22 protein-coding genes and 1 tRNA gene are annotated in these 24764 nt (G+C 57.4%); 6 read left to right on the top strand and 17 right to left on the bottom strand.

All coding sequences use genetic code 11. The features are described 5' to 3' along the window. Positions 1-51 precede the first annotated feature (51 nt). Both H7R76_RS14825 and H7R76_RS14830 read left to right on the top strand, forming a co-directional pair. Positions 52-912: a pirin family protein gene (locus tag H7R76_RS14825; protein ID WP_182965640.1), complete on the top strand. Its 861-nt coding sequence runs from the start codon at positions 52-54 to the stop codon at positions 910-912. 230 nt (positions 913-1142) lie between these two features. Next, positions 1143-1230 (top strand) — tRNA-Ser (locus H7R76_RS14830). Positions 1231-1607: 377 nt separating this feature from the next. On the opposite strand, the gene H7R76_RS14835 is transcribed toward H7R76_RS14830, so the two are convergent. The 9 genes from H7R76_RS14835 to putP all read right to left on the bottom strand — a co-directional run bounded on the left by H7R76_RS14835 (position 1608) and on the right by putP (position 12105). Next, a complete protein-coding gene (locus H7R76_RS14835; RefSeq protein WP_106926222.1) occupies positions 1608-2618 on the bottom strand; it encodes a methionine ABC transporter ATP-binding protein in 1011 nt (336 codons plus the stop codon). Positions 2619-2628: 10 nt separating this feature from the next. Further along, positions 2629-3402 (bottom strand): MetQ/NlpA family ABC transporter substrate-binding protein, encoded by a 774-nt coding sequence (locus H7R76_RS14840; protein WP_106926220.1) that lies wholly within the window; start codon positions 3400-3402, stop codon positions 2629-2631. A 21-nt stretch (positions 3403-3423) separates the two neighbouring features. Next, positions 3424-4089: a methionine ABC transporter permease gene (locus tag H7R76_RS14845; RefSeq protein ID WP_182965642.1), complete on the bottom strand. Its 666-nt coding sequence runs from the start codon at positions 4087-4089 to the stop codon at positions 3424-3426. Positions 4090-4098: 9 nt separating this feature from the next. Next, complete coding sequence (locus tag H7R76_RS14850; RefSeq protein WP_182965644.1) at positions 4099-5322, bottom strand: SfnB family sulfur acquisition oxidoreductase; 1224 nt, start codon at positions 5320-5322, stop codon at positions 4099-4101. A gap of 286 nt (positions 5323-5608) precedes the next feature. After that, entirely contained in the window at positions 5609-6397 is a 789-nt protein-coding gene (phoH, locus tag H7R76_RS14855; RefSeq protein ID WP_181357984.1) for a phosphate starvation-inducible protein PhoH, read from the bottom strand. 611 nt (positions 6398-7008) lie between these two features. Beyond that, positions 7009-8283, bottom strand: coding sequence for an iron uptake transporter deferrochelatase/peroxidase subunit (efeB, locus tag H7R76_RS14860; protein ID WP_106926210.1), 1275 nt, complete (start codon positions 8281-8283; stop codon positions 7009-7011). 5 nt (positions 8284-8288) lie between these two features. Then, a complete protein-coding gene (gene efeO, locus H7R76_RS14865) occupies positions 8289-9416 on the bottom strand; it encodes an iron uptake system protein EfeO (RefSeq protein WP_182965646.1) in 1128 nt (375 codons plus the stop codon). A gap of 50 nt (positions 9417-9466) precedes the next feature. Further along, on the bottom strand, positions 9467-10300 hold the full coding sequence (gene efeU / locus H7R76_RS14870) for an iron uptake transporter permease EfeU (RefSeq protein WP_106926206.1): 834 nt from the start codon (positions 10298-10300) through the stop codon (positions 9467-9469). Positions 10301-10587: 287 nt separating this feature from the next. Further along, a complete protein-coding gene (gene putP / locus H7R76_RS14875; protein ID WP_106926204.1) occupies positions 10588-12105 on the bottom strand; it encodes a sodium/proline symporter PutP in 1518 nt (505 codons plus the stop codon). Between the two features lie 410 nt (positions 12106-12515). On the opposite strand from putP, the gene putA reads away from it, so the two are divergent. Further along, positions 12516-16478 (top strand): trifunctional transcriptional regulator/proline dehydrogenase/L-glutamate gamma-semialdehyde dehydrogenase, encoded by a 3963-nt coding sequence (gene putA, locus H7R76_RS14880; protein WP_182965648.1) that lies wholly within the window; start codon positions 12516-12518, stop codon positions 16476-16478. A gap of 211 nt (positions 16479-16689) precedes the next feature. Here putA and H7R76_RS14885 read toward each other — a convergent pair whose 3' ends face one another. Further along, positions 16690-18030 (bottom strand): MATE family efflux transporter, encoded by a 1341-nt coding sequence (locus H7R76_RS14885; protein WP_182968001.1) that lies wholly within the window; start codon positions 18028-18030, stop codon positions 16690-16692. Between the two features lie 187 nt (positions 18031-18217). Here H7R76_RS14885 and H7R76_RS14890 point away from each other — a divergent pair, with 187 nt between their 5' ends. Continuing rightward, positions 18218-18613 carry a lysozyme inhibitor LprI family protein gene (locus H7R76_RS14890; RefSeq protein ID WP_182965650.1) on the top strand — a complete coding sequence of 132 codons (396 nt, stop codon included), beginning with the start codon at positions 18218-18220 and terminating at the stop codon, positions 18611-18613. On the opposite strand, the gene rutR is transcribed toward H7R76_RS14890, so the two are convergent. The 3 genes from rutR to H7R76_RS14905 form a co-directional block, all read right to left on the bottom strand. Next, a complete protein-coding gene (gene rutR / locus H7R76_RS14895) occupies positions 18610-19248 on the bottom strand; it encodes an HTH-type transcriptional regulator RutR (protein ID WP_106926196.1) in 639 nt (212 codons plus the stop codon). The two genes, H7R76_RS14890 and rutR, sit on opposite strands and share 4 nt — an antisense overlap. 118 nt (positions 19249-19366) lie before the next feature. Then, positions 19367-19543: a con-10 family general stress protein gene (locus H7R76_RS14900; protein WP_106926194.1), complete on the bottom strand. Its 177-nt coding sequence runs from the start codon at positions 19541-19543 to the stop codon at positions 19367-19369. 230 nt (positions 19544-19773) lie between these two features. Next, on the bottom strand, positions 19774-20082 hold the full coding sequence (locus H7R76_RS14905) for a hypothetical protein (RefSeq protein ID WP_106926192.1): 309 nt from the start codon (positions 20080-20082) through the stop codon (positions 19774-19776). Positions 20083-20370: 288 nt separating this feature from the next. On the opposite strand from H7R76_RS14905, the gene wrbA reads away from it, so the two are divergent. Continuing rightward, on the top strand, positions 20371-20976 hold the full coding sequence (gene wrbA / locus H7R76_RS14910) for an NAD(P)H:quinone oxidoreductase (protein ID WP_106926190.1): 606 nt from the start codon (positions 20371-20373) through the stop codon (positions 20974-20976). Positions 20977-20992: 16 nt separating this feature from the next. Further along, entirely contained in the window at positions 20993-21220 is a 228-nt protein-coding gene (locus tag H7R76_RS14915; RefSeq protein ID WP_106926188.1) for a YccJ family protein, read from the top strand. Between the two features lie 115 nt (positions 21221-21335). Here the strand turns inward: H7R76_RS14915 and H7R76_RS14920 are convergent, their stop codons facing one another. Genes H7R76_RS14920 through H7R76_RS14935 form a run of 4 tightly spaced genes read right to left on the bottom strand, consistent with a single transcriptional unit; the run spans position 21336 to position 24399 of the window. Continuing rightward, the gene (locus H7R76_RS14920) at positions 21336-22019 is read right to left on the bottom strand and encodes an amino acid ABC transporter permease (protein ID WP_182965652.1); all 684 of its coding nucleotides are present in this window, start codon (positions 22017-22019) and stop codon (positions 21336-21338) included. After that, positions 22009-22791 (bottom strand): amino acid ABC transporter permease, encoded by a 783-nt coding sequence (locus H7R76_RS14925; RefSeq protein WP_182965654.1) that lies wholly within the window; start codon positions 22789-22791, stop codon positions 22009-22011. Before H7R76_RS14925 ends, H7R76_RS14920 begins: the two co-directional genes overlap by 11 nt. Next, on the bottom strand, positions 22791-23609 hold the full coding sequence (locus tag H7R76_RS14930) for an amino acid ABC transporter ATP-binding protein (RefSeq protein ID WP_182965656.1): 819 nt from the start codon (positions 23607-23609) through the stop codon (positions 22791-22793). Before H7R76_RS14930 ends, H7R76_RS14925 begins: the two co-directional genes overlap by 1 nt. Before the next feature lies 1 nt (position 23610). Beyond that, positions 23611-24399: an ABC transporter substrate-binding protein gene (locus H7R76_RS14935; RefSeq protein ID WP_374956739.1), complete on the bottom strand. Its 789-nt coding sequence runs from the start codon at positions 24397-24399 to the stop codon at positions 23611-23613. Between the last annotated feature and the right edge of the window lie 365 nt (positions 24400-24764).

The raw sequence follows: 24764 nt of genomic DNA on the forward strand, positions 1-24764 counted from the left end.
CCCTCGAATATAAGCTTATTGACATCCAGACTCGCTCCTGAGGAGAAAACCATGAAAAAAATTACGGGTGTTTATACCGCACCACGTCCGCACTGGGTGGGCGACGGTTTTCCGGTTCGTTCGTTATTTTCTTATCAGTCGCACGGCGAAAGCCTGAGCCCGTTTTTACTGCTTGATTACGCCGGGCCGCAACACTTCCCCGCTGACGGTGCTAAACGCGGCGTGGGTGAGCATCCGCACCGCGGTTTTGAGACGGTCACTCTCGTCTACGCGGGAGAAGTCGAGCATCGTGACTCTACCGGTAAAGGCGGCGTTATTGGACCCGGCGACGTGCAGTGGATGACCGCCGGCTCGGGCATTCTGCATCAGGAATTTCACTCGGCAGCGTTTGCCCAGCGTGGCGGCGAGCTGAAAATGATCCAGCTGTGGGTCAATCTGCCGGCAAAAGACAAGATGACCGCGCCGGGATATCAGAGCATAGAAGCCGCATCGATTCCTGTCGTGGCGCTGCCGGATGACAGCGGAACGCTACGCGCGATCGCCGGGCGCTACCGCGACACCAGGGGCCCGGCCCACACCTTCTCGCCGCTTAACGTCTGGGATATCCAGATTAATCAGGACAAAGAGGTCATGTTTGAGCAGCCCGACGGCTGGAGCACCGCACTGGTGGTGCTGGAGGGTAGCGTAACGGTCAACGGTGAAAGTGCCGTCCAGGAAGCGCAGCTGGTTGTCATGAGTCATCAGGACGAGCAGGTGCATTTGCACGCCAGCAGCGATGCCAGGGTTCTGGTGCTGGCCGGAGAACCAATTAATGAACCGATTGTGGGCTATGGCCCCTTCGTGATGAACAGTCAAACCGAAATTGCCGAAGCCGTTCGCGATTTTAACGCTGGCCGTTTTGGTCAAATGTAAAACGACAGAAGTTAAAAACATGGCGCTCCCGCGACACAAAGGCGCAGTGCGTGATTACGCATTGAGCGGCTCGATCCACAGCGTCAGTCCCCTCCCCCGCCGTTTACGGTGGGGGAATGCTCAATGCTTAACCGAACGATAAAGAAAGCCGAAATTATGCTTGACCGTTTTAGGTCAACTCCCTATAGTAGCGCCCCGTTGACCACCTAAGGTGAGCAGCAAAACAATATGGTGAGGTGTCCGAGTGGCTGAAGGAGCACGCCTGGAAAGTGTGTATACGGCAACGTATCCGGGGTTCGAATCCCCGCCTCACCGCCATATTTAAAGAAGAGCTCGTACGCAAGTACGGGCTTTTTTTTCGCCTGTTGCACAGCCAGGCGGGGTGAGAACCCCGGACCCGGGTTCGACACAAAATTGCCGGGAGCAATTTTGAACAGCGCATGCGCTGGCCCCGGAGGGGCGAGGCCCAGGGATGGGCCGAGTAGCGGCGCAGCCAGTTGGGCAGACCGCGAACGGGCTGCCCGCAGGGCGAGCGAAGCGAGTCAATCCCCGCCTCACCGCCATATTCGAAGAAGAGCTCGTACGCAAGTACGGGCTTTTTTTTCGCCTGTTGCACAGCCTGGCGGGGTGAGAACCCCGGACCCGGCACAATCACGTAGCCCGGCCAAGCGCAGCGCCGCCGGGGGCCGCTCGGTCTACCTGACCGCCACCTTATCCGCGACCTGAGTCACCCGCTGCAAAGACTCCGCCGTCAGCGGCGTATCGACACGCACCCGCAGTTGCCCAACGATCCGCCCCTGAATCGGTTCACAGCTGCTGTACACCAGCTGCGGGTGACCACCGAGCGCCTTCGCAATCTGCTGCAAATCAGGTTCCCGCCCGTTCACACCATTAAAATGTAGCGTGATCAGCTGCTGTCCTTCGACCATGATTTCACGATTCTCCTCGCGCCCGTGATGCAGCGTCCCGAGCATTCCGCGCGTCACCTCATGCTGCGGGTCGCCAAACACCTGCCAGACTTCACCGTGCTCAATAATCCGTCCTTTCTCCAGCACCGCCACCCGATCGCACAGCGTACGAATCACGTCCATCTCGTGGGTAATCAGAATAATGGTCAGCCCCAGACGCTGATTAATCTCTTTGAGCAGGCTCAGCACGGCTAGCGTATTTTCCGGATCGAGCGCCGAAGTCGCCTCATCGCAAAGCAAAATTTCTGGCTGCGTGACCAGCGCCCTGGCAATCCCGGTTCGCTGTTTTTGCCCACCGGACAATTGCGAGGGATAGCTCGCGCGGAGTGACTCCAGCCCCACCAACCGAAGCATCTCCTCAACGCGGCGGCGGCGTTCGATGGCCGGAATACCGGCCATTCGCAGCGGCAGTTCAATATTCTCCGCCACCGTCCTGGTGGAATGCAGATTGAAGTGCTGGAAAATCATCGCCACCCGGCGGCGTAAATCGCGCAGCGGCCCGCTGCCGCCGCCATCAATGGGGACGTCGTGAATACCTATTTCGCCGCGATCGGCGCGCTCCAGGCGGTTAAACAGCCGCAGCAGCGTCGATTTCCCCGCACCGCTGCGCCCGATAATGCCGAATATTTCACCCGCGTGAATATCGAGACTGATGTCTTCCAGCGCCTGAACGCCGTTCGGGTAGGCTTTACTGATGCCGCGCAGGCGGATGTGCGGCGTATTCTGGTGCTGTGTCATACGCTGTCTCCTAAAAACCGGGGGCAATCTTTCCCTGATAACGGGTCAAAATAAACTGGCGCACCGCGTCGGAATTAAGCGCTTTCGCCAGCTTTTGAATGCCGGGATCGTTAATGTTGTCGGGGCGCGCCACAAGATATTCGACGTACAGGCTTTTGCCTTTTTCAACGATCAACGCTTTATCCGTATCAATTCCCGCTTCCAGCGCATAGTTAGCAAAGACAAACGCCAGATCCACCTGATTCAGCGCCCGCGCCAGCATCGCCCCTTCCAGCGGGCGAATTTTGAAATGGTGTGGATTGGCGGTGATATCTTTCTCCGTCGACTGCGGGTCCTGTGGGTTTTTCAACGTAATCAGCCCCGCTTCGCTGAGCAGCACCAGCGAGCGCCCGGTATTGACCGGATCGTTAGGAATCGCGATCGTTGCGCCGTCCGGCAGGTCGTGCAGATTTTTATATTTCGTCGAGTAGGCGCCAAACGGCTCGATGTGGACACCCACCACCGGCACCAGGTTGGTATGACGGTTTTTGTTATAATCATCGAGGAACGGGCGATACTGATAGTAGTTGGCATCGAGATTTTTCTCCGCCAGCTGCTGATTAGGCTGAATAAAATCGTTGAAGACTTTGATTTTCAGATCTACCCCTTCCTTCGCCAGCACCGGTTTCACAAACGCCAGTATTTCAGCATGCGGAACGGGCGTGGCGCCTACCAACAGGGTTTCATTGGCCATCGCCGAATAAGAGAACAGCGCCAGCAGCCCGGCAATCACGGTTTTTTTCATTGTTGATACCTGTTAAGCGATTTATTGACGACTCATACGGCGCACCAGGCGGTCGCCGCTCATTTGTAAAACCTGTACCAGCGCAATCAGCAGCACCACCGTCACCGCCATCACGTCGGTCTGAAAACGTTGGTAGCCAAAGCGTATGGCTAAATCTCCCAGCCCGCCGCCGCCGATAACGCCGGCCATTGAGGTGTAATCCACCAGCACAATCGCCGTGACGGTAACGGCGGCAATCAGCCCCGATCGCGCCTCCGGCAGCAGCGTGTACCAGATTAGCTGCCAGGTGCTGCCGCCCATCGCCCAGCTGGCTTCCACCAGCCCGTGGTCCACTTCGCGCAACGACGTCTCTACCAATCGTGCAAAGAACGGCGCACAGCCCGCGACCAGCGGCGGAATGGTACCTTCCACGCCCAGCGAGGTGCCGGTAATCAGCGTGGTCAACGGGATCATGACGATCAGCAAAATGATGAACGGCAGCGATCGCAGTACGTTAACCAGTAGCGAGAGCACGCGATACAGCATCGGGGCATGCAACAGCCGCGGCTGCCCGGTGAGGTAGAGCACCACGCCCAGCGGCAGGCCGATCAGTACGGTAAAGCCCAGTGCCCAGGCCAGCATCGTCAGGGTATCTGCCCCCGCCTGCGCCACGTCACCCCAATCAATTTCGGCCAGAAAAGCGAGCATCGAGCCTCCTCAGTTCCAGTCGTGGCGCGCGGGCGCTTTGCCGTTCAACACCCAGTTACCCAGCAGGTGATACTTCCAGCGCACCGGATCGTGCAGCGTGTGAACCCGCCCGTTGCGCCAGTGGCGATCGAAGTTGTAGCGCGGATGGGTTGAGCGAGTACCGCCCAGCTCAAACAGCCGCGTCGAGGCCTCCAGCGCGGCTTCGGTGGTAAATATTTTGGCGCGAGCAACCGCTATAGACGCTAGCGCCACGGTCTCTTCGGTCAGCGTGTGTTTATAGCGGTCGAGCACTCTACCCGCCTGTTCAAGCAGCGCCTCAGCGGCGGCGAGTCGGCTATCCAGCGCGCCAATCTGATACACCGTCAGCGGATCGTCTCCGGCCCGCTCCACCCCTGCGTCGATCCACGGGCGAGCGAACTGATTCACAAAACTGACGGTATCGTTCAACGCGGCGCGGGCGATCCCCGCATCAATAGCCGCCGTCGTGAGCTGGGCAAACGGCCCGGCGAGAGTGGGCGTCGCGTAAGATTTCCAGCAGGGAATGATATTGAACGGCTCAACCCGCAGGTTCTCCACCAGCACCGTACCGCTGGAGGTGGTGCGCTGGCCCAGGCAGGCCCAGTCGTTGACAACCGTCACGCCCAGCGTGTTGCGCGGCACGAAGGCCAGCTGTGCCAGCCCATCCTCATCCAACGCCAGTACGCCAAGCCAGTGAGCATACAGTGAACCCGTGCAGTAGCCTTTGCGTCCGTCAATGCGCAGGCCATCGTCAGTCTGGGTCAGCCGGGTCTGAATATCCTGTACCGTTTTACCGCCGGTTTCCGACAGCGCATTGGCAAATCGATAGCCCTGCAGCACGAGATCGAAGAAGTAGCGCTGCTGTTCTTCGCTGCCCTGCAGACGAATATCTTCCAGCAGGCAGTAGTGGTTTTGCGGGATTTGCCCCAGCGCCGGATCTGCCGCCGAGATAATGGCAATCACCGACGCCAGCGTCGCCGCGGAAACTTCGGCCCCGCCAAAACGGCGCGGTACGGTTATCCCCCATAGCCCGCTGTTGGAGTAGGTATTGACGACGTCGGACGGCACTACGCCGCTCAGGTCTCGCTCGGAGGCGCCGGCCTGTAAAAAAGCAGCGATCTCGTGGGCGATGCTCAGCGCCTCTTCATCACTGGCGATACGATGGGCGTTCGGCGCATGTTGCGTATAGTCGGGAACAGCGTGATTTACGGGCATAGCATGGTCTCACTTGAATGTTATCAGCACGTTCAGACGCAACATCCGGTTGATATTTATACATATCATTAAATGGAATGAATTATTGCGTCTTTAACTTTTTAGGTTATATGCATTGATAGCAAACTTTGTGCCATACATTATTATTTATATTTTTCAGTACGTTATTGCCGTTATCGCGCGATAAGGAGTGTGAAATGCAACACGCTGCTGCTGCCACTGTTGGATTTGCAACAACCAAAAACAACAAAGCCCGGTTTCCCGGGCTTTGCAGACGTAACTGCGATTAATAGTAGGCTTTCAGCGTGCGCTGGCACAGCGCCGAACGCACGCAGTCATCTTTGGTAAAGCGGACAATGCCTATCATTTCATCTTCTTCAAAACGATCCAGCGCGTCACTAAGACCGGACTGAACGCCGCGCGGCAGGTCACATTGGGTGATATCCCCGTTGACGATAACCGTGACGTTCTCCCCGAGGCGGGTTAAAAACATCTTCATTTGCGCTGCGGTAACGTTCTGAGCCTCATCAAGAATCACCACCGCATTTTCAAATGTACGTCCGCGCATATAGGCGAATGGCGCAATCTCTACCTTACCAATTTCCGGGCGCAGGCAATATTGCATAAAGGAAGCCCCCAGCCGTTTTACCAGCACGTCGTAAACGGGGCGGAAATACGGCGCGAATTTCTCTGAGATGTCGCCGGGCAGGAAGCCGAGATCTTCATCGGCCTGCAAGACCGGGCGCGTGACGATGATTTTATTCACATCCTTATGTATCAGCGCCTCGGCCGCTTTGGCCGCGCTAATCCAGGTCTTGCCGCAGCCTGCCTCGCCGGTGGCGAAAATCAGTTGCTTACTCTCGATAGCATTCAGGTAACGTGCCTGAGCGTCATTGCGGGCCACGATGGGTGAATGGTCGCGGCTGTCCCGCGCCATGCCAATCGCTTCCACTCCACCCATTTGCACAAGCGAGGTGACCGATTCGTCTTCACGTTGTTTGTGGCTGCGTGAATCCCGCCTCAGCACACGTTTTGCTTCGCGATGAGCTTTGATCACTGCTTTCTGTCTTCCCATGGATAGCACCTTGAGTTGTTGGTTTACATCACACGCGCTAAATACAGCGCGATTATGCGCACGAACGTCTGAGGTTTGGCTTCCTTGTAAGCCATAGCAACTGCCTGTCGAAATGACGAAAACGCACGGCTACGCGCACCGCACAATACGTCGGGAACAACGAGATGAATGCACATTGGATGAAAAATTGAGGTGACGAAATCGCTGCCGGAGAGAGGGCCTCCGCGCTGGATGGTACGGGCTGTTGGTTTGTTGAGTCCGGTCAAGGACGCTACCATTCGCGATCTCCATAGTGAAACGGAAACTACCGCTTTATTTATTATTACATCCAAATCAACAAAAGATGCAACATAATTTTTACATAAACATAACGATAGCGTTCAGAGATAGCATCTGACACTTATGTGACAGTTTTATATCAATCAGGGGGGAAATGAAAAAAAAGGACTGATTTTTGGCGATATTCTGAAGTTTGGGAGAAATCCCGGGGTCGCTTGCGCTCGCCCGGGCGACAAATAGGCAGCCGGATGGCGGCGTGAACGCCTTATCCGGCCTACAAGCGTGCACCGTACAATGTAGCCCGGCCAAGCAAAGCACCGCCGGGACTGCACTCAAGCCTGCAACAGCGTGCTGCCCAAATAACGCTTATCCGATGCCACGCCCGGCAGCACAAAGAAATACCCGCCGCCAATCGGCTTCACGTACTCCTCTAGTGCTTCACCGTTCAGGCGTTTCTGCACCGTCAGGAACCCTTTTTCAAGGTCATGCTGATAGCAGACAAACAGCAGGCCCATATCGAGTTGACCCGAGTTAGACACCCCCAGCGAGTAGCTGTAACCCCGCCGCATCATCAGGCCCGACTGCGTCTCTTTAGTGCGCGGGTTGGCCAGACGAATGTGGCTGTCCAGCGCAATCACGTCACCGTTCGGGTCACGGGTGTAGTCAGGCGTATCGTGCTCGTTCTTCATCCCCAGCGGCGCGCCGCTGTGCTTATCACGCCCGAAAATCGTCTGCTGCTCTTTAAGCGGCGTACGATCCCAGGACTCAACGTGGAACTGAATAATGCGCACAGCCTGATAAGTACCGCCCTTCGCCCACGCGGGTTCACCCTGATCGCCCGTTACCCACACCACCTCGTCCATCAGCGGTTTATCGCTGCCGTCCGGGTTGGCGGTGCCGTCTTTAAAACCGAGCAGGTTGATGGGTGTCTCTTTGCCTTTACTGCGCGCGGCATGGTCAGAGATAAACCCTTCCCGCTTCCAGCGCACGCTCAGCAAATCGGGCGAGTGCTTGATAATGTCGCGCAGCGCATGGATCACTGTATCCTGCGTGTTGGCGCAAATCTGCAATAGCAGATCGCCGTGGCACAGCGCCGCATCCAGCGAATCATTCGGGAAACGAACCATTTTTTGCAGCTTCTTCGGCGCTTTATCGGCAAGGCCAAAGCGGCTATCAAACAGCGAGTGTCCGACCGACACCGTGATGGTCAGATTATCCGGCGCGATAAACGCGCCGAGAATGCCCGAATCCATCGGCGGCAGTCGCGGGTTTGGCGTATCCGGCGCCGGGCCACCTTTGGTGAGGAAAGCAATGCGGTCCGTCAGCAAACGAAACAGACGCTCAAGGTCTGATTTGTCTGCCGCCAGCACATCAAACGCCACCAGCATCATTGCAGCCTGCTGCGGCGTCAAAACGCCTGCCTGATGCTCGCCGTAAAACGGCTGGGTTTCCATCCGGCTATTGGCCACCGGCGCATCACTGGCTTTCGCCGCGTGCGCCACCGGGCAACCGCCTGAAATTGCCAGCGCGCCGCCCAGCGCGCCGATCCCTTTTAATAAACGGCGACGTGAAGGTTCATTCAGGTCGTCGGCGTGTTGCTTTGCCATCTTACTTAATCCAGCCCCAGAATCCCGCGCAGTTGAGACAAATCTTCCGCCAGCGTGGTGATCGGCCCCTTCAGCGCATTACGGTCCGCATCGGTCAACTTGTCATAAGTTTCAAAACCGTCTTTCGTGCGATATTTCGCGAGAATGCCGTCCACTTTCTTGAAGTTGGCGTCAACTTTCGCCAGCAGTGCGACGTTCTCTTTTTGCAGCTGCGGACGCAGCAGGTCGACAATTTTGTGTGCGCCGTCGATATTCGCCTGGAAGTCCCACAGATCGGTATGGCTGTAGCGGTCCTCTTCCCCGCTGATTTTGCTCGCGGCCACTTCTTCAATCAGGCCAGCTGCACCGCCCACCACTTTTGACGGCGGGAAAGCCAGCTCGTCGATACGTTTTTGCAGCTCCAGCACGTCGCCGTTAAGCTGGGTCGCGTAGTGCTCCATGCCCTTAACGCTGTTGTCGCCAAACAGCGCTTTTTCCAGACGGTGGAAGCCGGTAAATTTCGGGTCGGCCGCTTTTTGCTCGTAGTCGTCTTCACGCGCGTCAATGCTGCCGTCGAGGTCAGAGAACAACTCGGCAATCGGTTCAATACGCTCGTAGTGCTGACGCGTCGGCGCATACAGGGATTTCGCTTTTTCGATATCGCCCGCTTTTACCGCGTCGGTAAAGGCTTTAGTGCCTTTGACCAGTTCGGCGGTTTCGGCCGTCACGTAGGCTTTATACGCGGTAATCGCCGCGCCCAGATCGCGCAGCGCGTCGGCTTTCGCCACGTCTTTGCCCGCTTCGCCCTTCACGATCAGCTTGCCTTTCGGGTTGGTCAACAGGCCGCAGGTCATCTCGTACTCACCCGGTTGCAGGTTGGCGGTCATCTTCTGGGTAAAGCCTGGCGCGATATTCTCGCGCTCTTCCACCACCATCACCCCTTTCAGGATCTCCCATTCCAGCGCCTTCTGGCTGTGGTTCTGAATGATAAACTGGGTTTTACCCGCGTCCACGGTAATCGACATCGGTTCACACTGTTTGTCGTTTACCGTCACTTTAACCTGCGGAATATCGGCAGCGTGTGCCATAAACGCCGTCGAGAAGAGCGCGGCAATCCCCGTCTGCAACGCGCTGCGGCGGAAGTTCTTGGTCATGGTCCATCCCTTTCAATAAGTAGAGTGTGATGCCATCACCGTTATCGCTTTCAAGGGGCGATACGGGATGTTGACGTTGTTGCACGCGGCGGCCAGAAGAACAGCACCAGTGCCGGAATCAAATACAGGAAATAGACCGCCACTTCGCTGATGCTCGGCGCTTCCTGATAGCCAAAGATACCTTCCAGCAGGGTGCCGAAAAGCGAATGCGTAGTCAGCGTGCCGCTGAGATCGAAGGCGACATCCTGGAAGGCGTTCCACAGGCCCGCTTCGTGGAAGGCGCGAATCGCCCCCGCAGCCAGCCCAGCCGCAACCAGCAGAATAAACAGGCTCGTCCAGCGGAAAAATACGCCAAGGTTCAGGCGAATACCGCCCCAGTAGAGCAGAAAGCCCAGCACTACCGCGGTGGCCAGGCCGAGCATCGCACCCAGCGGCGGCCAGATACCGAGATCCTGCTGGAAAGCCGCCAGCAGGAAGAAGACCGACTCCAGCCCTTCGCGCGCCACGGCGAAAAAGACCATCATGATCAGCGCCCAGCCGTGGTTATTCCCCTTTTGCAGGGCATTGTCTACCGCCTGCTCCAGCTGCTGTTTGACGTTGCGGGAGACTTTACGCATCCAGAACACCATCCAGGTCAGGATAACCACGGCGATGACCGCCACCAGCCCTTCAAACAGTTCCTGCTCTTTTTGCGGGAACTCACCGGTCGTCTCGTTAATAAAGATCCCCAAGCCCAGGCACAGCGCGGCGGCCAGGAAAACGCCAATCCACATTACCCCAATCCAGCGACCGCGCTGGGTTCGCTTCAGATAGCTGGCAATCAGGCTGACAATCAGCGCTGCTTCCAGCCCTTCGCGCAACATGATGAGAAAAGGAACAAACATGCAAACACCCTTAAATGTGAAACGCCGTCAACTTATGCAAAGACAGGTAAATGTGAGTGATAGTGATTATCATTAAGCCAAAAAGAAACACAAGTGAAATATGTGGGAAATAATGACGAGATGTAAAAGAATAGCAACGATATAGTTGCGTTGATTATCACTGGCACGCTAGAGCAATGGTCGTAAAAAACCCGCGAAACCGCGGGTTTACGTAGGCCTGATAAGCGTAGCGCCATCAGGCTGTTCGGCTCATATTGCCGGATGGCGGCGTAAACGCCTTATCCAGCCTACCGCTGTTCCTGTTCCTGTAAACGTGACGGCGGCGCAGAGTGGTAATGGGCGTCTGCTTCAGCAAAACGCGCCTGCATCGTCTTCGACGGCGCCTTATCCAGCAGGCTGAACAGCACAATGCCGACGCTACCGAAGATAAAGCCAGGAATAATTTCGTACAGCCCCAGCCAGCCGAACTGTTTCCAGACGATAACGGTAACGGCACCGATGATCATCCCGGCCAGCGCGCCGTTGCGGGTCATACGTGACCACATCACCGAGAACAGGACCACCGGGCCAAACGCAGCGCCGAAGCCAGCCCACGCATAGCTCACCAGTCCCAGTACGCGGTTTTCGGGGTTAGCGGCCAGCGCAATGGCCACCAGCGCCACCACCAGCACCATCAGGCGCCCTACCCACACCAGCTCTTTCTGACTGGCGTTTTTACGCAGAAACGCTTTGTACAGATCTTCGGTAATCGCGCTTGAACACACCAGCAGCTGGCAGCTCAGGGTCGACATCACCGCAGCCAGAATCGCTGACAGCAGAATACCGGCAATCCACGGGTTAAACAGAATCTGCGCCAGCTCGATAAACACGCGTTCGGCGTTCTGGCCAACCGGTCCGGCCAGCGCCGGGTTGTTCTGGAAGTAGGCAATACCGAAGAAGCCTACCGCCACCGCACCGGCCAGGCAGAGGATCATCCACGTCATGCTGATACGACGCGCATGCACAATGCTGTGGTGGGAATCCGCGGCCATAAAGCGCGCCAGAATGTGCGGCTGGCCGAAGTAACCCAGCCCCCAGCCCATCAGCGACACAATGGCAACAAAGTTCAGCCCTTTGAGCATATCGACGTTCTCAATGCTCTTCTGCTTAATCACTTCCAGCGAATCGCCAAGGCCGCCAACGGCGAAAATAACGATAACCGGCGTCAGGATCAGCGCGAAAATCATCAGGCTGGCCTGCACGGTGTCGGTCCAGCTCACCGCCAGGAAACCACCGATGAAGGTATACAGGATGGTCGCCGCCGCCCCCGCCCACAGCGCGGTTTCATAGCTCATGCCGAAGGTGCTTTCAAACAGTCGCGCACCGGCCACAATTCCGGATGCGCAATAAATGGTGAAGAACAGCAGGATCACCAGCGCAGAGATAATGCGCAGCACGCGGCTCTTGTCTTCAAAGCGGCCGGTGAAATAGTCCGGCAGGGTTAAGGCATTATTATTGACTTCGGTATGCACGCGCAGACGCCCGGCAACCAGCTTCCAGTTGATCCACGCGCCCAGGGTCAGGCCGATAGCGATCCAGCTTTCAGAGATCCCGGCGATAAAAATCGCCCCCGGCAGGCCCATCAGCAGCCAGCCGCTCATATCAGAGGCACCGGCGGACAGCGCGGTCACGAATGGCCCAAGACTGCGGCCGCCAAGAATATAGTCATCAAAGTTTTTGGTGTTGCGCCATGCAATAAAGCCAATGAGGATCATGCCAAAAATATAGACAAGAAAAGTCACCAGCATCGGGGTGCTAATAGTCATTCAACTCTCCAGAAATATGCGTCGGCAACATCCCAATTTGCCGTTTTTTATCATTGCCGGAACGGGGCAATCATTTGAAGCGACCGTATCCTGACGGAAGCGGAATTTTTTCACAAACGATTTAACACTGCATTTACATCGAATGCATCAGGCTGGAGATAGCATTTTTCTATAGGTTGCACTCCCTCACGCTTTTTCAGGTTGCACCCGAAATAACTGTTAAGTAGCGCATAAAAACTCGCACCATGACGTATTGCTCAGCGCCTTTATCATAAGTTTTATCTTTAACAATTAATTCATTTTTAAGCCTGCAACAGACGTCACATTTAACACGGTTGCACAAAGTTGCAACATGGGTGATATTCCTGTTACGCAAAAAATATGACAACCGAGCAACAGGAGTAGATGGCATGGGCACCACCACCATGGGGGTTAAGCTGGATGACGCAACGCGTGAGCGAATTAAGAGTGCGGCGACCCGAATCGACCGTACCCCTCACTGGCTAATCAAGCAGGCAATTTTCAATTATCTGGAAAAGCTGGAAAATGACGAGCTCCTGCCGGAGCTGCCCGCGCTGCTGTCCGGTGCCGCTAACGAAAGCGACGAAACGCCACAGCCGGCCGACGACAACCCTCAGCCGTTCCTTGAGTTCGCCGAGCAGATCCTGCCCCAGTCGGTCACCCGCGCCGCGATCACCGCCGCCTGGCGCCGCAGCGAAACCGACGCCGTCCCCATGCTGCTGGAGCAGGCACGCCTGCCGCAGCCGATCGCCGAGCAGGCGCATCAGCTCGCCTGGAAGCTAGCGGAAAAGCTACGCAATCAGAAAACCGCCAGCGGTCGCGCCGGAATGGTACAAAGCCTGCTGCAAGAGTTCTCCCTCTCCTCTCAGGAAGGGGTAGCGCTGATGTGCCTGGCGGAAGCGCTGCTGCGTATTCCTGACAAGGCAACCCGCGATGCCTTAATTCGCGATAAAATCAGCAACGGCAACTGGCAGTCGCATATTGGCCGCAGCCCGTCATTATTTGTTAACGCCGCCACCTGGGGGCTGCTGTTTACCGGCAAGCTGGTCTCCACCCACAACGAAACCAGCCTGTCGCGCTCGCTGAACCGGATTATCGGTAAAAGCGGTGAACCGCTGGTGCGCAAAGGCGTGGACATGGCGATGCGCCTGATGGGCGAGCAGTTCGTCACCGGCGAAACCATTGCCGAAGCGCTGGCCAACGCCCGCAAGCTGGAAGAGAAAGGCTTCCGCTACTCCTACGATATGCTCGGCGAAGCGGCGCTTACCGCCGCCGACGCCCAGGCCTATATGGTTTCTTATCAGCAGGCTATTCACGCCATTGGTAAGGCCTCCAACGGCCGCGGCATTTATGAAGGCCCGGGCATTTCTATCAAACTGTCTGCCCTGCACCCACGCTATAGCCGCGCGCAGTACGATCGCGTGATGGATGAGCTGTACCCGCGTCTGAAGTCCCTGACCCTGCTGGCACGCCAGTACGATATCGGCATTAACATCGATGCCGAAGAAGCCGACCGATTAGAGATCTCCCTCGATCTGCTGGAGAAACTGTGCTTCGAACCGGCGCTGGCCGGCTGGAACGGCATCGGTTTCGTGATTCAGGCCTACCAGAAGCGCTGCCCGTTCGTCATCGACTACCTGATCGACCTCGCCACCCGCAGCCGTCGCCGTCTGATGATCCGTCTGGTTAAAGGCGCGTACTGGGACAGCGAAATCAAACGCGCGCAGATGGACGGCCTGGAAGGCTATCCGGTGTATACCCGCAAAGTGTATACCGACGTTTCTTACCTGGCCTGCGCCAAAAAGCTGCTCGGCGTCCCTAACCTGATTTACCCACAGTTCGCGACCCATAACGCCCACACGCTGGCGGCGATTTACCAGCTGGCCGGCAATAACTACTATCCGGGGCAGTACGAATTCCAGTGCCTGCACGGGATGGGTGAGCCGCTTTACGAGCAGGTGGTGGGGAAAGTGGCTGACGGCAAGCTGAATCGCCCGTGCCGCATTTATGCTCCGGTGGGGACCCACGAAACGCTGCTGGCCTACCTGGTTCGCCGCCTGCTGGAAAACGGCGCGAATACCTCGTTCGTTAACCGCATCGCCGACAGCAGCCTGCCGCTGGATGAGCTGGTCGCCGATCCGGTGCTGGCCGTCGAGAAGATGGCTCTGCAGGAAGGCGCGTCCGGGCTGCCGCACCCGAAAATTCCGCTGCCGCGCGATCTCTATGGCAGCGGCCGCGTCAACTCAGCAGGCCTGGATCTGGCCAACGAACACCGCCTGGCGTCGCTCTCCTCCTCGCTGCTCAACAGCGCGCTGCATAAATGGACCGCAAAACCGATGCTGGAGCATCCGGTTGCCGACGGCGATATGCTGTCGGTGATTAACCCGGCGGAGCCGAAAGATATCGTCGGCTATGTCCGGGAAGCCAGCGAACAGGAAGTAGAGCAAGCGCTGGAAAGCGCGGTGAACAACGCACCCATCTGGTTCGCCACCCCGCCGCAGGAGCGCGCCGCCATTCTCGAACGCGCCGCGGTGCTGATGGAAGATCAGATGCAGCCGCTGATGGGCATTCTGGTACGTGAAGCCGGTAAAACCTTCAGCAACGCCATCGCCGAAGTGCGTGAAGCAGTGGACTTCCTGCACTACTACGCCGGTCAGGTTCGTGACGACTTCGATAACGAAACCCACCGCCCGCTGGGCCCGGTGGTGTGTATCAGCCCGTGGAACTTCCCGCTGGCGATCTTTATGGGGCAGATTGCCGCCGCGCTTGCCGCAGGCAACAGCGTGCTGGCAAAACCAGCCGAACAAACGCCGCTCATTGCCGCGCAGGGTATCGCACTGCTGCTGGAGGCTGGCGTACCGGCTGGCGTGGTCCAATTGCTGCCGGGCCGCGGTGAAACCGTCGGCGCGCAGCTGACCTCTGATGCCCGCGTGCGCGGCGTCATGTTTACCGGTTCGACGGAAGTCGCCGGCCTGCTGCAGCGCAATATCGCCACCCGTCTGGACACACAGGGCCGCCCGACGCCGCTGATTGCCGAAACCGGCGGGATGAACGCCATGATCGTTGACTCTTCCGCCCTGACCGAGCAGGTGGTGGTGGACGTAGTCGCCTCCGCCTTCGACAGCGCCGGTCAGCGCTGCTCCGCCCTGCGCGTATTGTGCCTGCAGGATGACGTCGCGGACCATACGCTGACCATGCTGCGCGGCGCAATGGCCGAATGCCGCATGGGCAACCCGGGCCGCCTGACGACCGACATCGGCCCGGTGATTGACGCCGAGGCGAAAGCCGGCATTGAGAAACACATTCAGGCCATGCGCGCCAAAGGCCGCACCGTGTTCCAGGCCGCGCGTGAAAATGCCGAAGACAGCCGCGAATGGCAGAGTGGGACCTTTATCCCACCGACGCTGATTGAACTCGACAGCTTCGACGAGCTGAAAAAAGAGGTCTTTGGTCCGGTGCTGCACGTTGTTCGCTACAGCCGCAACCAGCTGGATCAGCTGATCGCGCAGATCAACGCCTCGGGCTACGGTCTGACCCTGGGCGTGCACACCCGCATTGATGAAACCATCGCGCAGGTGACCGGCAGCGCGAAAGTCGGCAACCTGTACGTTAACCGGAATATGGTGGGCGCTGTGGTTGGGGTGCAGCCGTTCGGCGGTGAAGGCCTCTCCGGCACCGGCCCGAAAGCGGGCGGCCCGATGTACCTGTATCGCCTGCTGGCGAGCCGCCCGGAAACGGCGCTGGCGAAAACGCTGGCACGTCAGGACGCCGGTCAGGCCGTCGATACCCAGTTGAAAACGCTGCTGGAAAAACCGCTGACCGAACTACAGGGCTGGATGGCCGATCGCCCGGCGCTGCTGGCGATCAGCAAGCAGTACTGCGAGCTGGCACAGGCCGGCACCCAGCGGGTGCTGCCGGGCCCCACCGGCGAGCGCAACACCTGGACGCTGGTCCCACGCGAACGAGTGCTGTGCGTGGCGGATAACGAAACGGACCTGCTGACCCAGCTGTCTGCAGTGATGGCAGTAGGCAGTGAAGTGCTGTGGCAGGATGCGCCACTGCAACGTGAGCTGGTGAAATCATTGCCGAAAGCGGTGAGCGAACGTATCCACTTCGCGAAACCGGAAACGCTGATGAACGCCTTCTTCGATGCGGTGATTTACCACGGTGATTCTGACCAGCTGCGCGAACTGTGCGAACAGGTGGCGGCGCGCGACGGGGCGATTGTGTCGGTGCAGGGTTTTGCCCGCGGTGAAACCAACCTGCTGCTGGAGCGTCTGTACCATGAGCGTTCGCTCAGCGTGAACACCGCCGCAGCGGGCGGAAACGCCAGCTTGATGACGATTGGTTAAGATTTTCAAACCCGGCGATTGCCGGGTAAGACTGATGACAACATCCGCAATGCCCGATGGCGCTACGCTTATCGGGCCTACGTGGATGGCGTCGCTGATTGAAATCGACATCCGGCACCGCGCGAGCGGGTTTGTCTGCAATCTGACCCGGCAATCGCCGGGTTTTTTATGGGGAGGCCGGATAAGGCGTTTACGCCGCCATCAGGCCGGCCTAAAACATCGACTTCGTTGTCCACACCCGGCTGCGCCAGCGGCGGTACATCAGTATCGCCCGCAGCCCTTCATCAATAATATAGGCCAGCCAGACCCCCACCAGCCCCAGCCCGATGTACACGCCGAGGCAATACGAAAACGGCAGGCTGATAATCCACATCACAATAATGCCGCAGATAAACGGAAAGCGAACGTCGCCGGTGGCATTCAGGCTGCTGATCACAATGATATTGGTCGCACGCCCCAGCTCCAGCAAAATAGACAGTAAAAACAGCTTACGGGTTAGCGCGATAATTTCCTGATTCGGGGTAAAGAGCTGCATGATCGGCGCAGCCAGCAGGTAGATAACCACGCTGATAGAAAACGCCACCGCCAGCCCGAGGCACCAGCTTTTCAGCCCCTGCTGGTAGGCGGACTCAATCTCCCTTGCCCCCACCGCACGGCCGATAATAATCTGCGAGGCCTGGCCTATCGACATCGCAAACAGCGCGACGAACTGACTGATGGTCGAGGCATAAACTTTGGTCGTCAGCGCCTCGGTGCCCAGAAAAGCGATAATTCCGGTGACCACCAGCTGCGACCCGGCATAGGAGAGGTTCTCACCCGCCGATGGCAGGCCGAAGCGCAAAATCGCGCCGAGTATTTTGCGCGAGCAGTGGCGCAGGTTTTGCCAGCGAAAGGCATAGCCGATGTACTTTTTCAGCATCCACGCCGACATCAGCATCCCCACAACGTTGGCAATGCACACCGCGATACCGACACCGGTAACGCCAAGCCCAAGGAAGCTCAGTTGGCCGTACAGAAACAGATAGTTAAATACCACGTTGATAATGCTGACGGCGATCGGCACCAGCATAGCCTGACGCACGTAGCCGTGGGTACGTAGAATCGGCAGGATGGAGGAGTACAGCGCAATAACCACCGAAATGCCGCCGATAATACGAATAAACGGCGACCCCACTGTCACCAGTTCGTCGCTGAGCCCCAGCAGCCGTAGGAAGGTATCGCCAAACAGCACAAACACCAGGCTCATCGCCACGCCGATCAGAAACGCGACCACCAGCCCGTTGGTGATCACCCGCTCAATGCGCCGGAAGCGCTTCGCCCCCAGCAGCTGCGCCACCACAATTTGCACGCCGACGGTCAGAAAGCCGTAGAAGATCACCGAAATGGCAAGGATCTGGTTAGCCACGCCGGTGGCGGCCACGGCCTCATCCGAGTAGTGCCCCAGCATAAAAACGCTCACGTAGCCCAGCATCAACCGCAAAAGCTGTTCCACAAATATCGGCCACGCCAGAGTAAAAAGCCCCAGCCGCACCTGACTTTCCGTGCCCGTCATCACTGACAATCTCCCTTGTTTCACACCCAGCGTGGGATCATCAACCTTCTCGACCAAAGGCGTCTATCCGAACATTGCGCTGGCTTTGAAATTCAGAAAAACGCACGCTGGTTGGAGGAGATTCCAGGTTAAAATCGTGTTATATCCAGAGCCTATGCTCGGGAAGCCTACTTTTGGGAGTCAACGAATGAAATCTGTTTTACCGGCCCTCGCCCTGCTGTTAACCAGCGGCTATGCGCTGGCCGACGAATGCGCCAGCGCCAATACCCAGGCCGAGATGAACGCCTGCGCCGCCGAGCAGTATCAGGCAGCGGATAAGAAGCTCAATCAGACCTGGCTGGACGTACTAAAGCGCGCGGAACCGACCCAGCGCGATTTACTGAAAAAAGCCCAGACGGCGTGGATTGCCCTGCGCGATGCCGACTGTGCGTTTCTCAGCTCCAGCACCCACGGCGGCAGCGTACAGCCGATGATCAACAGCCAGTGCCTGACCGATAAAACCACCGAGCGCGAAGCGTTTCTCGCCTCGCTGCTCCAGTGTGAAGAGGGTGACCTGAGCTGCCCTCTACCGCCCGCCAGCTAGCGCACACGAATACCGTCGATAATGATCCGCTGGACGTTCTCGACGGTTTGCTGGAAGAAATCCTCATCGCGCAGCGTTTTGCCGGTCACCGCCTCAACCTGAGTGGCGAAGTCCGCATAGTGCTGCGTGGTGGCCCAAATCATAAAAATCAGGTGGTGCGGATCGACCGGTGCGAGTTTGCCGCTCTTCACCCACGCGGCGACGATCGCCGACTTATCGGCTACCAGCTGTTTCAGATCGCCGGTTAACGCGTCCATCACCAGCGGCGCCCCCTGAAGCATTTCCAGACAAAACAGCTTAGAAGCCTGCGGGTAGTCGCGCGAAACCTCCAGCTTGCGGCGAATATATTCGCCGATGGCCGCCAGCGGCGCCAGATCTTCGCGAAAGGCGCGCAGCGGCGCCAGCCAGATATCGAGGATCTGCTGCATGACGGCAACGTACAGCGCCTCTTTTGACGGGAAGTAGTACAGCAGATTCGTCTTTGACACCCCGGCCAGCTCGGCAACCTGATCCAACCGGGTGCCGTGGATGCCATACTGGGAAAAGGTATTTAGCGCAGCGTTGAGTATCGCCTGTTTTTTGGCGCTTACCGCCTGAGAACGTTTGCCGCTTTTCTTTACTGCATCCTGAGCCATACGCCCTCTCCTTGTGAATTCTCCTCTATTTTGCGTATCGCGTCGCCCTGCTTCAACCCCCAAAAAAACACCGCCGGTAAAACCGGCGGTGGGCAGAGAAAAATGCCGTCAGCCGCGCCTAGGTTCCGCGATGGCTACCGTGACTGTTTTTCCCGCCTTTCTTACCCGCTTCCGAGGCGCGCTGGGGATCGTTTTTAAAATTCCCGCCGCTGTGCTGGCCTCCCTTACGACCTGCTTCTGCTGCTCTTTCCCGGTCTTCAGCAAAATTACCGGAACCGCCGCGATGATTTGCCATGACTGACCTCCCGTTAAGAGAACGACATCGTGCATGACGTCGATGTAAAGCGTCATCACCCGCGAGATGGCGCGGGTAGTCATAAGCGTAGCTGGCAAAGACAGACACCGCAGCGGCTGGATATATTTTGACATATCTGCCGTCGGGTTTTAGGTTTTCCCCCTCACGCCAGGCGATAACCAACGCTTGCGGCAAGGAAAAGCGGCGGGAGAAAAATGTATCGTGATGCGTCAGCGTGATTTTAGTACTCCCAGGTAGGTGCCGTTCTTCATTAACCTCACCTTACCCGTGCGTTTGTGGAACACGATGCGGTACGGCCCGTGAACAAACACATCGGCGTCGGCGCTGTATTCCTGTTTTCGCGCCGCCTCACCGTTCACCCTCACCGCGTCGCCCGCGCGCGTGACGGTGATACCAAACCCGTGATACGCGCGCTTTTTCGCCACCTGCGTGTACTGCGTCACCGCCTGCGCAGATGCCAGCGTGACCGCCAGCAGGCTCGCGCCCATCAGCGCTGCCGCAACCATCCGTTTTTTCATTCATCTTCCGTCATTGCGCTGAATCATTCGCAGGCATTGTCCTGATAAGACGGGGCGGTTTTGTTGATGATAATCAATCAAATAAATAATTAATGCTCAGTATTATTTATTATGGTTATTAATAACATATCCATTTTCACTCAAAACCTGAGCAAGTTTCGTTTAATAAAGCAGCAAACGAACGCAATTGGCAATTAATTGCCGCTGCGATGCAGCGAATCCCGCAACACGAACTATGCTTATTGGAGCTTGTTACGTAACCAACGAATTTGACACAGGAGAGTTAAGATGAGTGGAAATGCAAGTGTTCTGGTGCTCTATTATTCTATGTATGGACACATTGAAACGATGGCCAAAGCCGTTGCTGAAGGCGCAAACAAAGTCGATGGCGTAGACGTTGTCATCAAGCGCGTACCAGAAACCATGCAAGCAGAAGCATTTGCGAAAGCCGGCGGCAAAGCGCAGGCGGTCCCTGTAGCCACCCCGCAGGAACTGGCAAACTACGATGCCATTATCTTCGGTACCCCCACCCGGTTCGGCAACATGGCCGGACAAATGCGTACCTTCCTCGATCAAACCGGCGGTCTGTGGGCATCCGGCGCGCTGTACGGCAAACTGGCGAGCGTCTTTAGCTCTACCGGTACCGGTGGCGGCCAGGAACAGACCATCACTTCGACCTGGACGACGCTCGCCCACCACGGTATGGTCATTGTACCGATCGGTTATGCGGCACAAGAACTGTTTGATATTTCGCAGGTGCGTGGCGGTACGCCGTATGGCGCAACCACCATTGCTGGTGCCGATGGTTCACGTCAACCAAGCCAGGAAGAGCTGGCGATTGCTCGCTATCAGGGCGAATACGTCGCAGGCCTGGCGGTTAAATTAAAAGGCTAATTGAGGGAGAAGAGATATGCCCACACAAGAAGGCAAAACACATCATATCGGTGAATGGGCGAGCTTGCGCAACACTTCGCCAGAGATCGCCGAAGCGATTTTTGAACTCGCAAAATATGATGAAAAAGCGGCGGAACAAATCTGGGAAGAAGGCAGCGATGCCGTCCTGGAGCTGGCCTTCAGCAAAACAGATAAAGACTCTCTGTTCTGGGGCGAACAAACCATCGAACGTAAAAACGTTTGATCCGAGCGTGTAGGCCAGATAAGGCAACGCCGCTATCCGGGATAGCGCTATACTTATCAGGCCTACAAAATTCATTCAGTAGCCCGGCCAGCCATCGCGACGCCGGGCTATTTTTTTATACCCTCAGTCGCCGCTGCCAGCGCTTTGCCCCCCTTTCCAGGCCGAAACACAGCAGATAATAGACGACGCCGATAAAGACAAAGATTGCCGTCGGATAGATTTGCACGCGGTTGTTCACCTGCCCGGCCACGGTCGTCAACTCCGGTACGTTAACGATAAACGCCAGCGATGTATCCTTGAGCAGGCCGATAAAAATACCCACCAACGACGGCAGTACGTTGCGCAGCGTTTGCGGTAGCAGAATCCGCCACAGGATTTGGCCGGCGCTAAAGCCCTGCGTCAACGCCGCTTCATACTGCCCGCCCGGCAGCGCATGCAGCCCGGCCAGCACCGAGTGCATTACCGAGGCGGCGGTAAACCACGCCAGCGCAAAAGTCACCGTCACCGCGCCGGGCATATCGCTACCGGTCAGCATCGGCAGCAGATACCACAGCCAGAAGATGACAAAAATCAGCGGAATACCGCGAATAATCTCTGCCCACAGATACAACAGGCGACGCACGGTACCGGGAAAACGCCACGCTGCGCAGGCCAGCAGTACGCCGCCCGGTAGCGCCATGGCCCCCGCACCCAGCGCCATCATTAGCGTGAGCACGACCCCGCCGGGCTCTCCCTCGGCCAGCCGCCCCCACAGCAGATAGTCGAGATTATCCACGATCGTCGCCAGACTAGCGTTCATGCTGTATACCTCTCTGCGCAATGGCCGCCCGACGCCGTCGCATCGATACTCCGCGCGGTTTCGGCCCCAGGCGGCTCAACAGCAGCCCCAGCACCACGCCGGTCAGCAGATACAGTACGGTGCCCACGGCGAAGGCCTCCAGCGCATGGGCGTTATAGCTTTCAATCTGCCGTACCTGATAGGTCAGTTCGGCAAAGCCAATGCCGCTCGCCAGCGAAGAGAGCTTCATCAGGTTAAGATATTGCCCAACCACCGGCTGCCAGGCGTTCGCCAGCCCCTGCGGCAACAGAATATGGCGCAGCAGGCTGGCATGCGAAAAACCCTGCGCCAGCGCGGCTTCTCGCTGGCCGTCAGGGACGCTGCGTAGCCCGGCGGCGATCTCTTCGACCAGAAACGCCGACGTGAACACGCCAAGGCCCCACGCCGAACAGAGAAACTCGGGCGTCAGCCACCAGACATTACCCGGCAGAATTGACCAGTCGTGCGGATCGTTAACGAAGTCGCGTACGATCTGCGGCAAAAAATTCCAGCCGGCAAAGTACCAGAACAACAGCTGCACCAGCAGCGGCGTATTGCGAAAAAGCGAGACCCACACGGCGGCCACCGCCGCACCACCGCGACCGCCCGCCAGCCACAGCAGCAAAAACAGCACCGCCAGCAGGCTGGCCAGCGCCATGCCGGCAAGCGTCACCCAGAGGGTGGTGAGAAAACCGGAGAGTATCCACTGCAAAGGCTGCCCGCTGAGCACGCCCTGCCAATCAAAAGGAATCATCACGCCATTCGCTCCTGATGCAGCGGGTCGAGCACCTTCTGCAAAAAACGTACCGCGCGCGGGTGCTGCGGCCGGGTGAAAAAGGCCTCCGCCGCGGCGACCTCCAGCACGTCGCCGCCGTCGATAAACACCACGCGATCGGCGATTTCACGGGCAAACTGCATTTCGTGGGTCACCACGATCATCGTGATACCGCTGTGCGCCAGCGACTGCATGACGTGCAGCACCTCGCCAATCGTTTCCGGATCCAGCGCCGAGGTGGGTTCATCAAACAGAATGATTTGCGGCGATGAGGCCAGCGCCCGCGCTATCGCCACGCGCTGCTGCTGACCGCCGGAGAGTTCAGACGGCATGGCGTCGGCTTTTTCCGCTAGCCCAACCTTATGCAGCAGAGCCAGCGCGCGCGCCTGTGCGTCCTGATGAGGCCAGCCGTGCACCGTCTCCAGCGCCAGGGTAATGTTTTGCGCTGCGGTCAGGTGGGCATAGAGATTGAACTGCTGAAAAACAAAACCAATGCGGCTGCGCAGCTGGCGTAGCGCTCTGCCGCTGAGCCCTCGGGTCGGTTTACCGTCTATCAGGATCTCGCCGCCGCTCAGGTTTTCCAGCTGGTTAATGAGGCGAATCAGCGTCGATTTCCCCGAGCCCGAAGGCCCAAGGATCGCCACCACCTCGCCGGGGTTAATCGTCAAATCGATACCGTTAAGCACGCGATGATCGCCGTAGGTTTTCACGACCTGTCGGAAGGCCACGCTGGCGTTCTCCAGATGTGAAAAATCCGCGGCCTTGGCCGCGGAAAGAGTGCGTAAAGCCGACAACATATTATTTTGCTTCTATGGTAAAGGAACGGGGCTGTGGCGCTTTGGTGGCGGGGCCAAACCAGACGTCATAGATTTTTGCCGCGTCGCCGGATTTTTCCAGCGCCACCAGCTCATCGTTAACCGCTTTCAGCAGCGCCGGTTCGCCTTTCTTCACGCCGACGCCAATCTCTTCTTTGCTCAGCAGATCCGGCAGGATTTTGAATTTGGCTTTATCCGGCGCTTCGCCCAGCAGACCGGCCAGAATCGTACTGTCCTGGGTAATCGCCTGCACGTTACCGTTGCGCAGGGCGGTCAGCGCCAGCGGGATATCGTCATAAGAAAGCACGCGGGCCTGCGGGAAGCGCTGGTGCAGCGTTTGCTCACCGGTCGTCCCCTTCACTGCTCCAATGCGCGCCTTGCTGTAGCCGTCAAGCTTATCGCTACCGCTGACCGGTACCAGGAACTGCTGTCCGGTCACAAAATAAGGCGTGGAGAAGTCAATCACCTGCGCGCGCTCCGGGGTGATGGTGATATCGGCCACAATCAGGTCGGCCTTGCCGGACTGTAGCAGCGGGATGCGGTTCGCCGGATTGGTTGCGACCAGCTCCAGTTTTACCCCCAGCGATTTGGCCAGCGCCTTCGCAAAATCGACATCGTAGCCGACCAGCTCGTGCGTTTTGGCATCCACGGAACCAAACGGTGGGTTCGCGTCAAACGTGGCCACCTTCACCACGCCCTTCGCTTTAATATCGGCCAGCTGATCTGCCTGCGCGCTAAACGCGGTAACGCTGGCGACGACCAGGCCGGTCATGATGGCGAGCTGTGCTACTGTCTGTTTTGTCTTTGCCATAATCTTTCTGGATACCCCTGTTTTTGTATTGTCTTTTTACGCTCCCACACTGCCCTTAGCGGAACAAATAACGATTTGCTATGCCTTATTACCAAATATCATTTGGCGAAAGTGATTGTTATATAAAGGTAAAATAATTGATGCGCGTGGCTAAAGGCGGGTGAAAAATGCAAATGCTTAGCGATATTTCGCATTTCCTTTTGCCACCATTTAAGGTTGAAATAGGCGTTCGAAGAGAAAGAAGAAAACGGCCTTAATAGGCAAAAAGTCATGATGTCGTGCGGTGATTGTTTCCCATCGTGACCCGCGGAAACAGCGATCCGCGA

The organism is Klebsiella sp. WP8-S18-ESBL-06 (assembly GCF_014169755.1).
Lineage (GTDB): Bacteria > Pseudomonadota > Gammaproteobacteria > Enterobacterales > Enterobacteriaceae > Kluyvera > Kluyvera ascorbata_B.